The sequence below is a fragment of the Xenorhabdus siamensis genome (assembly GCF_037996745.1).
GTDB lineage: Bacteria > Pseudomonadota > Gammaproteobacteria > Enterobacterales > Enterobacteriaceae > Xenorhabdus > Xenorhabdus indica.
On sequence record NZ_JBBMXE010000021.1, the window covers coordinates 53,476 to 69,664 of the forward strand.

Annotated in this window: 11 protein-coding genes and 2 pseudogenes; all 13 read left to right on the forward strand. The window is 45.5% G+C overall.

Features of this window, described 5'->3' with window-relative positions; all coding sequences use genetic code 11:
• Positions 1-11: 11 nt before the first annotated feature.
• The gene (locus AAC852_RS19300; protein ID WP_340622390.1) at positions 12-785 is read left to right on the forward strand and encodes a nuclear transport factor 2 family protein; all 774 of its coding nucleotides are present in this window, start codon (positions 12-14) and stop codon (positions 783-785) included.
• Positions 786-838: 53 nt separating this feature from the next.
• A complete protein-coding gene (locus AAC852_RS19305; protein ID WP_340622391.1) occupies positions 839-1,576 on the forward strand; it encodes a FadR/GntR family transcriptional regulator in 738 nt (245 codons plus the stop codon).
• Positions 1,577-1,624: 48 nt separating this feature from the next.
• Complete coding sequence (locus AAC852_RS19310; protein ID WP_340622392.1) at positions 1,625-2,377, forward strand: cache domain-containing protein; 753 nt, start codon at positions 1,625-1,627, stop codon at positions 2,375-2,377.
• 42 nt (positions 2,378-2,419) lie between these two features.
• Positions 2,420-3,301, forward strand: a pseudogene (locus AAC852_RS19315) (aminotransferase class III-fold pyridoxal phosphate-dependent enzyme); the annotation flags it as partial.
• Between the two features lie 19 nt (positions 3,302-3,320).
• Positions 3,321-3,419 (forward strand): hypothetical protein, encoded by a 99-nt coding sequence (locus AAC852_RS19320; RefSeq protein WP_340622425.1) that lies wholly within the window; start codon positions 3,321-3,323, stop codon positions 3,417-3,419.
• A pseudogene (locus AAC852_RS19325) lies at positions 3,418-3,924 on the forward strand (aminotransferase class III-fold pyridoxal phosphate-dependent enzyme); the annotation flags it as partial. The gene AAC852_RS19320 and the pseudogene AAC852_RS19325, both read left to right, overlap by 2 nt.
• A gap of 40 nt (positions 3,925-3,964) precedes the next feature.
• On the forward strand, positions 3,965-4,390 hold the full coding sequence (locus AAC852_RS19330; RefSeq protein ID WP_340622393.1) for a DUF805 domain-containing protein: 426 nt from the start codon (positions 3,965-3,967) through the stop codon (positions 4,388-4,390).
• A 71-nt stretch (positions 4,391-4,461) separates the two neighbouring features.
• Positions 4,462-6,003 (forward strand): NAD(P)/FAD-dependent oxidoreductase, encoded by a 1,542-nt coding sequence (locus tag AAC852_RS19335; protein WP_340622394.1) that lies wholly within the window; start codon positions 4,462-4,464, stop codon positions 6,001-6,003.
• A gap of 458 nt (positions 6,004-6,461) precedes the next feature.
• A complete protein-coding gene (locus AAC852_RS19340) occupies positions 6,462-6,869 on the forward strand; it encodes a hypothetical protein (RefSeq protein WP_340622395.1) in 408 nt (135 codons plus the stop codon).
• Positions 6,870-6,881: 12 nt separating this feature from the next.
• Positions 6,882-7,535, forward strand: coding sequence for a hypothetical protein (locus tag AAC852_RS19345; protein WP_340622396.1), 654 nt, complete (start codon positions 6,882-6,884; stop codon positions 7,533-7,535).
• 822 nt (positions 7,536-8,357) lie between these two features.
• Positions 8,358-11,093, forward strand: coding sequence for a SpvB/TcaC N-terminal domain-containing protein (locus tag AAC852_RS19350; RefSeq protein ID WP_340622397.1), 2,736 nt, complete (start codon positions 8,358-8,360; stop codon positions 11,091-11,093).
• Entirely contained in the window at positions 11,090-12,772 is a 1,683-nt protein-coding gene (locus tag AAC852_RS19355) for a toxin TcdB middle/C-terminal domain-containing protein (protein WP_340622426.1), read from the forward strand. Before AAC852_RS19350 ends, AAC852_RS19355 begins: the two co-directional genes overlap by 4 nt.
• Before the next feature lie 51 nt (positions 12,773-12,823).
• The gene (locus AAC852_RS19360) at positions 12,824-16,012 is read left to right on the forward strand and encodes an RHS repeat protein (protein ID WP_340622398.1); all 3,189 of its coding nucleotides are present in this window, start codon (positions 12,824-12,826) and stop codon (positions 16,010-16,012) included.
• Positions 16,013-16,189 lie beyond the last annotated feature (177 nt).

Sequence of the window (16,189 nt, forward strand, 5' to 3'; positions counted from 1 at the left end):
GGATAACCACAATGAATCAACATAGATCTCCGCGCGACTTGGTGTCGCACGCGCACCACGAGTTGTTTACTAACCGTGATGTGGAGGCGCTTGAGCGTTATTTTGCGCCAAATTTCATTGAGCATTCGCCGTTGGTCAAAGATGGTCTTGCCGGATTGCGGGAGCTGATCCAGGCACATCCTGAACTACACCATGAAACCTATCGCGTACTACAGGACGGTGATCTGGTTGCTATCCACGGGCGTTTTACGGGATTAGACGATCAGCCGTTGGTCGGTTTTGATTTGTACCGGGTGGCCGATGGATTAATTGTGGAGCATTGGGACGGCTTAGTGCCACAGTCCGCGCCTAACGCCAGTGGCCGAACTCAGTTAGATGGTCCGACTGAAACGGGCCATAGCCACGACAGGGAGAAAAACCGTGAACGGGTGGTTAACTTTTTCAAGCGAGTCCTGATCGAAAGGCACTATGATGAGTTTGGAAACTACACCAATGGTGAGAAGTTCCGCCAGCACAGCCCCGATATTCCCGATGGTACGGCTGCGGTCATTGCGTTTCTTAAACAACTCAAAGATGAAGGAAGGGGCCTGCATTATATAAAAATTCACCATACAGTCGCCGAGGGGCAGTTTGTTCTGACTCATTCGGAGGGAAGTATTGCTGGAGCACGTCACAGTTATTTTGAGCTATGGCGTGTTGAGAATGACCAAGTGGCTGAACTTTGGGATGCGATCACCCCAGTACCAGAAGATACGCAAGCGTTACATCCCCACGGTATTTTTTAGCGTTGTTTGCAGGCATGCTGAAATCCCGTGTTATTACGACCAGGAATTAGAGAATGACAGCATATTCCATCGTCTATGCACCCCTTGATCAGGCGACCCGGACCGAACAGGTTGTGGAGCGTTTAAGCAACGCGATCATCTCCGGGATATTACAAACCGATGAACAGCTACCTAATGAAAACGAGCTGTCGCGGTTGTTAGGTGTGTCACCCGTCACCGTTCGTGACGCCCTGAACACACTGCGTGCCAGGCAGTTGATTGAGACACGGCGCGGACGTCATGGTGGTAGTTTTGTGTGCCAGGTTTCCGTTGAGATAATGCGGAAATATCACCCGTTGCGGCTGATAGCTTCGGGTGAACTGGCGGATTTCAGTGAGTTTCATTGTGCTGTGATCGGCCACAGTGCGAGGCTTGCGGCCCAACGTTCAACGGCGGGAGAACTGAGAAAGCTTGGGCAACTGATCGACAGCTTTGCGGCCGCAATACAACCTGATGCCCGAATACAGACAGATATGCGCTGTCTGCTAACTCTGGCATCCCAGGCACAATCAGCCAGGCTTGCCAATCAGGAGTTGGAGATTCAGGCCGAATGGGCCCCTTTGATGGAGCTTCTGTACCGAGAGGCTGCCATTCACAACGAAGTTGTCGCCGCCTGGCGTACACTCTTGGCGGCTCTGTATAAGGGGGATGACCTCACTTGTTACCGGCTAGCACAAGAGATGATTACCCGAATTACCGACCACCTGCTTGAATGCAAATTTCGTATGGATACTGATGCGTCGTTACTGTAGAGATCGCGGGTAACGCGGCTGCATTCATCCCAGGAAAGAGGGAGGCATATGTACCACGACATACACATAGAGCGAGCCAAGAGCATCCTGAACGATATCTTGGTCGCAGCGCAGCAAGCCACCGCAGCCTTAGCGGATAAGACAGCGCGTATTTTATTGGAATTGCCGTTATATCATACGAAAGGTATCCGATTGGCGCAGGAACAGCGCGGAGCATTACAAAAACATATCCACGAAGTATTGCATAACAACGCTTGGTGTAATGGGGCAGGATTTGCCAGCTATGCGGTAACGGAAGCGGCTGGGGAAGAGAAAGGGTACTGGACGCTGGAGTGGTGGCGTCAGGAAGGGAATACCATTCAATATGCACAATTGGAGCACAATCAGGAGCAGCATAAGCGTTTGGATTTCCGATTATTTGAATGGTTTCGTCAGCCGGCCAGTCGCCATCTTCCCATCATTGACGGCCCTTATGTGGATTATGTCTGCAATGGTGCCTATACGATTACGATAGCCCATCCAGTGCTTATTGGTGAGGAGTTTGTCGGTGTTGCAGCAGTGGATATGCTGGTGTCGACGCTGGATCGGTTATTTCTGCCGGTTTTGGGCGCTATCGGTAAGCCAGCGTTGATTATTAATGACGACGCACGTGTTGTGACTTCGACTGTGCCGGGAGTGCGTTCAGGTTCATTATTAAAGAGCCAAGGTATTAACCGATCGGCCGAAGGTGAAATGCCTTCATTGCGTCTGGTGATCTTGCCGTCACCACACACTGAATCACACAAGGCGCTTGCCTGCTGAAGCCTATTTCTCTGATTGCTCAGGAGTTAGGAGTTTTTACTTATGACTGAATCTATGTTAGCTAAAAGGCGCAGCGCGGCTATTGCCAAAGGCGTTGGCGTAACCACACAAGTCTATGCTGAACGCGCGGAAAATGCCGAAATCTGGGATGTTCAAGGACAACGCTATATTGATTTTGCCGCTGGTATCGCCGTGTTGAATACTGGTCATTGCCACCCGCGCGTCGTTGCCGCAGCCAGAGAGCAGTTGGAACAGTTTACCCATACCTGTCATCAGGTTGTGCCTTACGAAAATTATGTAGCGTTAGCCGAACGACTGAACCGTCTGGTGCCGGGTAATTTTGTGAAGAAAACCGTCTTTGTTACTACTGGGGCTGAGGCAGTCGAAAATGCCGTGAAGATCGCGCGAGCGGCTACCGGGCGGAGTGGTGTAGTGGCTTTCAGCGGTGCTTTTCATGGACGTACCTTCCTCGGTATGTCATTAACTGGCAAAGTTGCGCCGTACAAAATGGGGTTCGGCCCGCTGGTTAGCGACGTTTACCGTATTCCGTTTCCGGTAGCGCAGCACGGTATCAGTGTGGAACAGACGCTGAACGCGCTGGAAAATCTCTTCAAAACCGATATTGATCCCATGCGCATTGCAGCCATCATTATTGAACCGGTACAGGGAGAGGGCGGTTTCTACTCTGCGCCTCCCGAATTACTCAAATCCCTACGCGAAATTGCCGATCGTTACGGTATTGTACTCATTGCCGATGAGATCCAGACTGGATTCGCGCGCACGGGCAAACTGTTTGCCATGGAACATCATGAGGTTGTGGCTGATCTGACCACGATGGCAAAAGGACTGGCGGGGGGATTGCCGCTGGCGGCTGTAACGGGACGGGCAGAGCTTATGGACGCTGTGGCGCCGGGTGGCTTGGGGTGTGGCTGATCTGACCACGATGGCAAAAGGACTGGCGGGGGGATTGCCGCTGGCGGCTGTAACGGGACGGGCAGAGCTTATGGACGCTGTGGCGCCGGGTGGCTTGGGGTGTGGCTGATCTGACCACGATGGCAAAAGGACTGGCGGGGGGATTGCCGCTGGCGGCTGTAACGGGACGGGCAGAGCTTATGGACGCTGTGGCGCCGGGTGGCTTGGGGGGAACCTATGGAGGTAATCCCGTGGCGATTGCGGCTGGTCATGCGGTGTTGGATGTGATCGAAGAAGAGAAACTGGCAGCACGTGCGACGCAACTGGGAGAGCGGCTGAAACAATATCTGCATGAACTGCGGCCGAGTGTCCCACAGATAGCTGACGTGCGTGGGCTTGGGCTAATGGTTGCGGTGGAGTTTAACCGTGAGGACAGTCAGGAACCCGACGCTGGTTTTACCAACGCGGTGCTTCAGAAGGCACTGGAACGTGGTCTGATTTTGTTGACATGTGGTATACACGGCAACGTGATCCGCTTCCTTCCACCGCTGACCATACAAAATGATGTTTTTGACGAAGCGCTCAACATTCTGAAATCTGTACTGCTCGATCTGAATTGTAAAGAGGGAAAGTAATGGATTAACTAAGTCATGCTTCGTTAACAGATTAAGAGTAATGCTGAGTGAGTCAGTGTTTTCCCCCAAATCCAAAATGCGTATGGCAGCAGGGGAACTCGCTGGTTCACAGGAGAGGACAATCATGTACTGGTATTTGAATGTCTTAAAGAATTATGCTTGTTTTAGTGGGCGAGCCCGGCGTAAGGAGTTTTGGTATTTTATTCTGTTTCAGAGCTTAGCTGTTCTCATCATTTCTTTCCTGGAAAGGCTGTTTGCTGTTGCCAATCCCGAAATTTATATGGGGTGGTTCAGTGCTATCTATCTGTTGCTCACATTTTTGCCAGCACTGGCAGTAAATGCCCGTCGTCTACACGATATTAACTATAGCGCTTGGTGGTTACTGTTACATCTTATCCCGTTTATTGGCACTGTTATCCTACTGGCTCTTGCAGCTCTGAAAGGGCAAGCGGACAGTAATAAATAAAGTTCAGAGAACCGAATTCACTCACAGGAAAATATCCACGGGTGATTCCAGATCACTAAAGGGGTGCTGAAATGACAATGAATAGAAGAGATTTTATCTCTACTGTCGCGACGCTCGCAGGGGTGGGGGTGCTTTCATCTGTACTTCCCACAACATCTTTGTTCGCCCAGATCTTAACTGCGGTCGATGATCCGTCCGTTAATATTGACCGATTCCGGCCGACGCTGTTGCAGGATGCACAGCATAGAACCAGCCGATTGGGGTTGGATCCGCGTATCTGGAACTGGCACAGAGATATAGCGGCTAAGGCCATGCCAGCCAACTACTATGAGGCTGCATTGGCTGATTGGCCGGCTTTTGGGGGCTTTTCTAAAGACCAGAGTTGTGAGGTTGTAGTCATTGGTGGCGGGTTGCTAGGGGCTTCCACAGCGCTGCATCTTGCTGAAGCGGGGATGGATGTGATTCTAGTCGAAAAGGATAGCATCGGTTCGGGAGCTTCTGGCCGTAATGGGGGGCAGATGACACCCGGTATTGCCCGTTGGGGAGCTGAAACCATACTGGAGAAATTCTCACCCGATGAAGCTAAACGTTTATGGCGTTTTGCATCAGTTGAAGCAATGGATCTTGTGGATGAACTCTGTGAGCGTTACGGTTTTGAATGCGATCGCAAATACGGTCACATTACAGCAGCGATACATCCAGGTCATATGGGATCATTGGTGGCTAATGCTGATGCCCGGTGTCAGTTGGGAGATAAGGCGGCAAAGATTATTGGGCCACATGAATTGCAGGAAGAATATGTGCATTCGGGTATCTATCATGGTGCCAATATTGACAACATTGGTGGACAGGTTCAGCCTCTGGCGCTGTTGCGAGGCTTGGTTTATGGCTTTGTCAGACTGGGAGGACGAGTTTATGACAGTACGAAAGTGATGAGCATCAGGCAGGATGTTAATCGTACGGTTATAGAAACTGAGCGGGGAGTTATCAGGGCAAGTAAAGCGGTGGTACTGGGAGTGCATGGTTCCAGCAATGAGTTTATCTCTGGCCCTTCCACTACAGTGCCTTTTTTCACCTATATAGCGGTAACCTCACCTTTGTCAATGGATATCAAAAAGCTGATCCCGTCAGATCTGCCAGTCTACGATACACAGTTACAGATAGACTATTATCGAGCAGTGCGCGACAACCGCCTGCTCTTCGGTGGACAGGGTACTGGAAACTCCTGGTCTCCGCGTGATGTGAACAATTATTTATTAGATCGTATCAAGACCGTGTTCCCGTATCTGGAAAATCCCGAACTGGAATACTCCTGGGGCGGGATCAGCGACTTAACCCTGAATGGTGCTACCGATGCCCGCAAAAGTGGTGACAGCGTCCCTGTGTATATAGTGCATGGCTGGAGTGGTCATGGAGTGGCACAGACAGTGCGCATTGGCAAATCCATCAGCGATGATCTCACCGGACGTAACCACGACTTTACCATGCTTACCCGCATTGATCACTTGACTATCCCACTGGGTTCCTACTTTTCTCCGATGGTTATTCCATTGATTAAAGGTGCTCTGGGAGCGAAAAGCATATTTAATCCGGCAGATATGGTTTCGTTCTGAGTGGCTGTCTTCCGTTAACCGGTAGATAATAGAGAAGGTTATGATTGGTGTAAATAATGATTAGAGTATGCACATAATAAAAGATGGACACCATGCGGGTATCCATCTTATCAATTCGAGTGAAAAAAAGTACACTTGGTGATAACAAGCGCCAAATTTATATTACGGAGTTAGTATTAATGTTTTTATTTTTAGTAAAATGAAATTTAATTGTGGGTGAGTTTTATTGATAATAAATTATATTTCATGATATTGGGGACTTTTGAAAAAATTCACAGAATAGCTCTGTCTTTGGATTTTATTTTATTCCTTATTACATTTATCATTTATCCCCAGTCATCTAATATTAAATGAGATTTAAAAATTAGCTCTCGCTATCTATCCTACTGCTGTAGGAAAATGCAATATTAATTTAGTGAATTAACATCGATAAATAATATTTTAGAAAGGAAAATAAAATGGCCAAGAAAACACATATTAAAACTATCGAGAATAGAACTAGGTATACCGTTGTTATAGTGAATGGAGAGGATGGGAATAAACGTATTCAGATTAATGGATTTGGAGAATGGCGGGGGGATTTAGTTGTTCCTTGGATTGGCCGTCAAGATGAGTCTTGGAAAGCACTTAAGATATATATAGCTGATGATGATAATAACGATAACGTGTGGGTTTTTCAAGACTATTGGTATCCACCACATCAAGATGCGGTTAAATATCATGTAGGTGATAATTTTAGTTATGGAGATGCAAAAGAGATCCCCGGAAACAATAGAGGAGGGGGTGATAAATTATTATCAATTCTTGTTGGAAGAATTGATATAGATGGGCAGGAAAAATATTCAATTAATCTTAAAATGTTGTAGGGGGAAATGAAAATGTCTATAGAGAAAATGAATGATACATCACAAGATATGCAATTATTTACTTTTAGTCGTGAACCTGTTGTGGGGGGGAAAGGATTCGGAAATATAGGCTCTGCTTTTTTAATCGGTGATAGAAACAGGGGACCAAGAAACCCTAGAGGTCAGCTTACTAGTGTGAATGTTGGACCTACTTCTGGTTGGAAAGGTACTATTAATCGAAAGAATGATGATAAGCCTATTATTATAGTCGGTTCTTGGGATAAACACGGGCGATACAGTTTTTTTTATAAAACCGAAGATCGAATTATTGGTTCTGGATTTGATCAACTCTCTTTAACTCCACTGAGAGAATATCAAGTTGTCTCTGTTTATGCAGTTGTCAGTCCCGGTCATAAAATGCTTGTGTTACGTAGTGGAGCAGTGAAGCAAAAGTATGCTGAGCCTGAAGATAAAATAGAGGTTACTTTATTAAATGATAATATTAATTATCCAAATAGCCCTGGTTTTGACGAACAAGAAATTCTCTATGATGTCAATATAGGTGATAAAGTTGAGGTCACATATCTCGGTTCAAATACACCACAAAATTATAAGTGTAATACTAGAATTGAAAAAGGAAAAAAATACGATAATGATATAAGTATTAATCTAGAAGTGATAAGATAAAAAATATACCCTATGGATTTCGAGATGCAACTTGAAATATGAAGGATATATTTATTAATATCATTACAATATGGTTATATTAATTATTATACCTCAACTGGCCATCTTATGTATATTAATTATGTGTCAGTTGAGATTACTGTCTCAGTAATTTGTATTAAATAAGCTTTCATTATTGATACACCCTTTTCTCATCCTGGGTTGTTACTGTAACGAAAACGATTTCATAAACGCTTCCACACACCGCCACATAAATTGACAACAATGTTTGTTAAATTAATACTACCTTTATTATTCTATTTTTCCAATAAAAAAAGAAAGCGTTTTTTTATAATACATCGCACTAATTAATTAATATAGTATGATAAAAATAAAATCTTGACAAAATCTCATGATGAACTTTAACTCACCAGTTATAAAAATATTTCTAATTTTGTTCCTTGTATTTAAAGAAATAAATTTCTTATATCTATATTGATTGAGGTATTATTTTTTTACAATTGAATTGCAAGCTATGTTTAAAGTGGAAATTTGATCAAAATACTCATTTTATTCCGCTATTTAAAAATAACATTTTATTTGAATTTTTTAATATTAGATAAGGTGAGGGATTCGCTCAAAAATAGGGTAATAGTCTACAAGATATTGACTATTAGAATTTATGACGATCTTTTTTATAAAATAATTGAGGTTATTATGTACAGTACAGATTTGTTACTGAACAGAATCAATCTTATTCTGCACATTCGCTACACTATCCGTTCCTGATAATTGACTACAGAAAATACAGGCTCTTCCAAGAGTCTGTTGAGGGAGAGTTATATGCAGAGTTCAAAAAATCTGAAACTGGAGATGCCATCGTTACCAAAAGGAGGGGGTTCACTCTACGGAATGGGGGAGTCGTTGGGGGCGATTGGGCCGGATGGGATAACGTCTTTCTCACTGCCTTTGCCGGTGTCTGGTGGCCGGGGAGTTGCTCCAGCATTGGCGTTAAGTTACAGCAGTGCTGTGGGTAATGGAGCATTTGGTATGGGATGGCAGTGTGGGGCAGGTTTAATCAGCCTGCGCACATCTCATGGTGTGCCTCAATATCAAGGAAAAGATACGTTTCTCGGCCCTTCCGATGAAGTGTTATCTGTTGTTCCCGATGCAAAAGGGCAGCCAGAACGACGTATTGCAACTTCATTACTGGGAACTGCGTTGCAACAAACGCATATCGTCACCCGTTATCAACCACGCATTATCAGTGATTTCAGTAAGCTGGAGTATTGGCAACCGCAGCAGAGCGGTCAGGATACACCGTTCTGGGTGATGTTTGCGACAGATGGACAGGTGCATTTACTGGGTAAACACAACCACGCTCAGATTGCCGATCCGAAAGATGCAACAAAAATTGCCTGTTGGTTGCTGGAAGAGACGGTAACCCCAACGGGGGAACATATTTATTATCACTATCGTGCAGAAGATAATGCAGGCTGCAATGCCGATGAACTTCGTCAGCATCCCGGTATGTATGCTCAGCGCTATCTGGCGAAAGTTTGCTACGGCAATATTCTCCCGGAAGCGGCATTTATCGCGCTGAAATCCGGTATTCCGGCGGATGACGTTTGGTTGTTTCATCTGGTGTTTGATTATGGTGAGCGTTCCTCCTCCCTTTACACTGTGCCGGAATATCATACTGCCGGCGAGTGGTTGTGCCGGCCAGACTGTTTTTCCCACTATCAATTTGGTTTTGAAGTGCGCACCCGCCGTTTGTGTCGGCAAGTTCTGATGTTTCACCGTTTGCAGACGCTGGCAGAAGAAAACGTCACAAACGAAGTTCCAGCACTGGTATCCCGTCTGATCCTGGATTATGACCTGAACAACCGTATTTCTCTGTTACTGAGTGCGCGTCGTCTGGCACATGAAGCCGATGGTACACCGGTTACTCTGGCGCCACTGGAAGTCGATTATCAGCGCTTTGAAAATGATCTGAATCTGAACTGGCAGAAGATGCCTGAGTTGGAAGATTTTAATGCATTCCAACCTTATCAACTGGTCGATTTATATGGTGAGGGAATCCCCGGTGTGCTTTATCAGGATATTCCTGGGGCCTGGTGGTATCGCGCACCAGTGAGGGACAGAGCATCAGATAAAGCAGATGCTGTCACCTATGATACGGCAAAACCGTTACCTCATATTCCGGTTCAGCAGGGCAATGCAATGCTGATCGATTTCAATGGTGACGGACGGTTGGATTGGTTGATCACAGCCGCCGGATTTAGAGGTTACCACGCTATGACGCCGGAAGGGGAATGGACGCCATTTATTCCTCTGTCTTCCATTCCTGTGGAATATTTTCATCCACAAGCTCAATTGACTGATATCACTGGCACAGGATTACCCGATCTCGCACTCATTGGTCCCAATAGTGTACGGTTTTGGACAGATAGCCAAGAGGGATGGAGTAAAGCTCAAGATGTCGAACATAGGGGAACTATTCCCTTGCCGATCCCCGGAAGAGATGAGCGCAAGTTAGTTGCATTCAGTGATATGACCGGCTCTGGTCAGCAACATCTCGTAGAAATTTCTGCTGAAGGTGTTCGCTGTTGGCCAAATCTGGGATGGGGACGTTTTGGTGATCCATTGACACTGCCGGGTTTCCAAATTACTGGGGAAACTTTTAACCCCAATCGGTTGTATATGGCTGATATAGACGGTTCCGGTACTACTGACCTGATTTACGTCCGTCATACTGATATGGAGCTCTATATCAATGAAAGTGGTAATCGATTCGCCGCACCGTTGAAAATTGACCTGCCATCTGGGGTGCATTTTGATGACACCTGTCAACTCCAGATTGCAGACACCCAAGGGATTGGGATTACCAGCATTATTCTGACTGTGCCACACATTTCCGTACAGCACTGGCGTCTGGAAATGACAATCCAGAAACCCTGGCTGTTGAATACGATAAACAACAATATGGGTAGTGATACTGTATTAAGTTATCGCAGTTCTGCTCAATTCTGGCTGGATGAAAAACAACAGGCAGCAGAGGAAGGGCGTATGATAGCCAGTTACTTGCCATTCCCAGTTCATCTCTTGTGGCGTACAGAAGTATTGGATGAGATGACAGGAAACCGACTATCAAGCCGTTGTGATTATGCTCGTGGTGCTTGGGACGGGCGAGAACGGGAATACCGTGGTTTCGGTCGAGTCACGCAAACGGATACAGATGAACAGGCGGGGGCTAGTTATGGAACAGTTGCTGAAACACCTGCACCTTCCCGTACCATTAGCTGGTTTGCAACGGGAATACCAGAGTTAGATAGTCTGTTGCCACACGAATACTGGCAAGGTGATGAACAGGCTTTTGCGCATTTTACTCCTCGTTTTACCCGCTACGATGCTACAACCAACAGTGAAATTACAATCACTCCCAATCAAGAGGAAATGTACTGGTTAAACCGGGCAATGAAAGGGATGCCGTTACGCAGTGAAGTGTATGGAAGGATGAGACAGAGCTGGCAGGAACACCGTATGCCGTCAGTGAATCACGCCCGCAAATCCGAATAATTGCGGGCGTATCAACAGATGCACCTTCAGCGTGGCCATCCATTTTGGAATCACGAAGCTACCAATATGAGCGTATTACCGTCGATCCACAGTGCAGCCAACAAATTATTTTGAAAAGTGATATGTTGGGATTTCCAACAGATACTTTGAACATTGCTTATCCCCGACGGCAGAAACCCACAGCATCACCATACCCGGATACCTTGCCAGAAACCTTGTTTGACAGCAGTTATGACGACCAACAAATGTTGTTGCGTTTAACTCGTCAGCGTTACGAATATCACCATTTACTTGACGAAATATCATGGATACCGGGATTGCCAGCGATCTCACGTAGTGATGCGAAGGAACTCTCTCAGGATATCGTGCCTGACAGAGGATTATCGTTGGAATGGTTCAATGCTACTGATAATGCTGGAGTACTGCCTGGAACGGAAGATGATTATTTGGGGCATTCGGTGGTGAATTATACAGGTGCTGGAGGTAAACCGGATTTTCCGCCTCTTGTTGCCTACACAGAATCCGCTGAATTTACTAAGACTTCGTTAAAAGCTTTTGCTGGAATAATGAGTTCGGATGAGCTGAAGAAAGAGCTTGAAAATGCGGGTTGGCAATCTGTTTCGGCACCTTTACAAGATAATAATGTATTCAACGTTTGGGTTGGGCGCCATAGCTACACCGATTTTGCGGGGGCAGAAGGATTTTATCGACCACTGGCGCAACGTCAAACCTTGATGACCGGTAAAAACCTTATTGGCTGGGATACGCATTTCTGTGCTGTCATTCAGGAAAAAAGCCCCACAGGCTCGGTTGCCTCTGCTCAATATGATTACCGTTTTAACGTTGCCAATATGGTAACTGACGCCAATGACAATATTTCTATTACCACTTATGATGCGCTTGGAAGAGTAACAAGTGTAAGATTTTGGGGACTAGAAGAAGGGGTGATGCAAGGGTACACCCAACCAAAAAATGAAGTTACACCTTTTATTGTGCCTTCTCTTGTCGATAAAGCGCTTGAATTAAAAGCGGGTATCCCTGTGGCCGGGCTTGCAGTATACGATCCACTGAGCTGGATGCTGCGGGCAACAACGGAAGTTACAGACTCTAAAGACTTACTCACCGAAGATAATTACATTGGTCGGCTTGCTCTTAAACGTTATCTGCTACAAAACCCCACCGTAAATTTAAAAACAGATCCTCATCTCCCACCTCATATGCTGAGTATTTCGACGGACAGATATGACAGCGATCCAGCACAACAATTGCATCAAAGTATCTCTTTCAGTGATGGCTTCGGAAGAACGTTACAAACCGCAGTCAGGCATGAGGCAGGGGTCGCATGGTTGTTAAGGGATGACGGTACGATCATCGCGGATGAAACTGGAGCACCCATAAATGAACATACTGATTTCAGATGGGTGATATCTGGTAGGACAGAATATGACGGAAAAGGTCAGCCTCTGCGTACATATCTGCCTTATTTTCTCAATGACTGGCGATATGTAAAAGATGATAGTGCACGCCGCGATCTATTCGCGGACACAAACTATTACGACCCGCTGGGGCGTGTCTGGAAAGTAGTTACTGCGGCAGGTTATTTGCGACGGACGTTAATTACTCCCTGGTTTGTTGTCAGTGAGGATGAAAACGACACAGCAGCGGAAGTAAATCAATAACAAATGTTCTAGCCACCAACATATCGGGAAACATTTTTCAGGAGTCATCGAATGGCACAGACACTATATTCAAAAACCCCGTCCGTTGTAGTTATGGATAACCGTGGTTTAAACGTCAGAACGGTTCAGTATTACCGACATCCAGATAATGTGGATCTAACTGATGAACGTATTTCTTTTAGTCAATATACGCTGGCTGGCTTTCCAGAGCGGATTTTTTCACCACGTCAATATGATTTATGGAAAAGAGATAACAGCATAAAACCAGACAGGGCCAGTATACAAAGTTTGAGTGGTATGGCTCTCCGAACAGAAGGCGCCGATGATGGCGTTGCTATGGCATTAAATGACATTGCAGGACGGCCAGTTATCAGCGTCGATGCAATGGGAGTGAAGCGGCGATATTTATATGAGGAAAATCATCTGGCAGGTCGCTTGCTGAGTATTACTGAACAAGCACCAGATCAGGAATCCAGTGTTGTTGAACGCTTTGTTTGGTCAGGAAATAGTCAACAAGAAAAGGCATATAATCTGGTAGGAACCTGTGTATCCCGCTACGATACAGCAGGACGTGAAGAATTTCAGAGCGTATCTTTATTGGGAAGTCCTTTAAAAATAACCCGTCAGCTATTGCCAGATGATATAGAAGCTGATTGGCAGGGAAATACACCCAATGATTGGAATACTTCATTTTCCAGGAATATTTTCGAGGATAGTTTTATCACGACTAGTTTTACCACAGCGAGTTTTACTACTCATATGACAACGGATGTCACTGGCGCGTTACTGACACAAACTGATGCTATGGGCAATCAGCAGCGTTATGAATACGACCGGGCAGGCCAGTTAAAAAGTCATTGGTTAACTCCTGCACAGGGAGAAGAAAAAAATATAATTGCATCTCTGACCTATTCTGCCGCAGGGCAAATACTAACCCAAAAAGATGGTAATGGGATCTTAACGACAAATCTGTATGAACAGAAAACTCAGCGGTTGTCTGAAAGTCGGGTTGAACGTCCATCCGATCATCCATCCGAGGCCGCAATTTTACAGAATTTTCATTATAAATATGATCCGGTAGGAAATGTTGTCAATGTTTACGATCATGCACAAGCTGTACGGTACTGGCGTAACCAGAAAATTTCCCCTGAAAGTCAATATACTTATGATTCGTTTTACCAACTGGTTAGGGCCACTGGCCGGGAAATGTCGGTTCTTTCTGGCTCAATAAGTTCTCTTCCATCACCACTGATTCCGATATCCAATGGTGATGATGTGTATACCAATTACACCCGTCGCTACACTTATGATCGTGGAAACAATCTTACACAAATCCAACATAATGCATCGGGTAGCCGCAATAACCATGCAACGTCTCTGACAGTTTCTTCTCGCAACAATCGTGCTGTGCTGAGCACGTTTACCACTGATCCGGAGCAAGTAGATACTTGGTTTGATGCTGGTGGACATCAAACCTCATTATTGCCGGGCCAGAAGCTTGCGTATAATCAACGTGGAGAATTATCTCAAGTAACTTCGGTGAATCGCGACACTGAGATGGATGAAGAATGGTATCGCTATAATGAAGACAGCCAGCGGCTGGTTAAAGTCAGTCAACACCTGAATGGCAATACTCAGCGTAAAGCCCGAACAGTCTATCTTCCCGGACTGGAATTAAGAACGATGTTCAGGGGAAATGCACTCAATGAAGAGCTACATATTATAACGGTGGGCCACGTCAAACTACTTCACTGGGTATCAGGTCAGCCAGCCGAAATTAAAGGTGATCAGTTACGTTATTCTTATAGTAACTTTACTGGCAGTAGTGCGATGGAAGTTGATGAAGCCGGTAAGGTTATCAGCCAAGAGGAATATTATCCTTATGGAGGAACGTCAATCTGGACTGTACGAAACCAGACTGAAGCAGCTTATAAGTTTCACAGATATTCAGGAAAAGAAAGAGATGCAACCGGGCTCTATTATTACGGCCTGCGATATTATCAGCCGTGGACAGGACGTTGGCTCAGTGCAGATCCCGGCGGTATTATTGATGGATTAAATATGTTCAGTATGGTGCACAATAATCCCGTCAACGGGGTTGATAGTGATGGAGGTGCATCATTGATGAGCAACGTCATTACGTTGATCGGTGGAATATTCAACAATGGATTTTCTTTGCCAAGTTTTTCCAGACCATCGTTTTCCTGGTCATCATTTTCTCTACCTTCATTCTCTAGATTCTTAACATCACCGTTTGATTTTGACTTTTCTTTTGATTTCAGTCCCGTAGGTGTGGTTAAAAAGATTGCAGGGCCTGCCGTAAAGTTCGTATATAAGAAAACATATAAAAAATTGCTAAATTATGCGCTGAGTAAAGCAAAAACAGAACAGCAGAAAAGGAATATTATTCGTGGATTCAGGGGCATAAGTGTTGGTGTCGGTGTTGCGATTGCCATTGCGAGTGTTGTGTCAGGTGCGGGGCTGGCAATACCTGTTGCTGTTGGTGTGGTTGCCGCTGGCGGAGCGATTGCCGGAGCTATTGGTGTTTTTGCTGGCCCTATTTCACGCTCTTTATCTAAGGCTTATGCCAAATTATTTCGCGGACGCACAGCAGCGCACTTGTCTACTGCGACAGGTAATTTTATGGCTGGTGGAAGTGCTGGTAGCGCGGCTGTTGCTCATGGTGTGACAAGCGTGAATGATCCAGTTTTAAAACGGCAGGGACGGACGAATGAATACAGAATCCTAGCTGGTGCTGAGGTAGGTATTGCATCCGGTACCGTTTCCGCTGTTTTAAATGATGACTTGGTTAAATCAGGTATTGCCGCAAGTGCGGCTGCAATGGGCTCTCAGGTGTCTGAGTCTCAGAAAACACTGGAAGGGGTTGGTGACATTGCTGCGACAGCGGCGATAGAAGGCGCACTAGCAGGGCGCAAATTAGCTAAAGCGCTTGGTCTTCGCAGCTTGGCTGCGCGTGCGGCTGAGACTATAGCTGAAGTTGCAACTCATGTAGATATTTCGCCGGCGTCTTTAATTGAAAATTCCAGTACCGCCATTTATTCACATGGAAAAACTTTCCTGCATGTGAGAACAGAAGACACTAACAACTTTGAAGCATTTAGAAATATAGAGGAAACATTACCTGCTGATGGTGATGCAGGATGGTTAAATGGCGCTCTGGAAAATGTATGGGAATGGTTTAGCTGGTCCAGAAACCAAAATCAGGAAAGTTTTGCCTGAACTAAATAGGGGGAATGAATTGGCCTTGTTGATCAGTGAATAATACTTTTATTAAGTGGAGAATACATATTTTTAAAATCCAGAGCTGTTAATTATAGCTCTGGATAGAGTAATAACTAAGATTGCATACCGTAACGGAATTATATCAGCAGCAGGCGATTGATGGATCGATTTCTG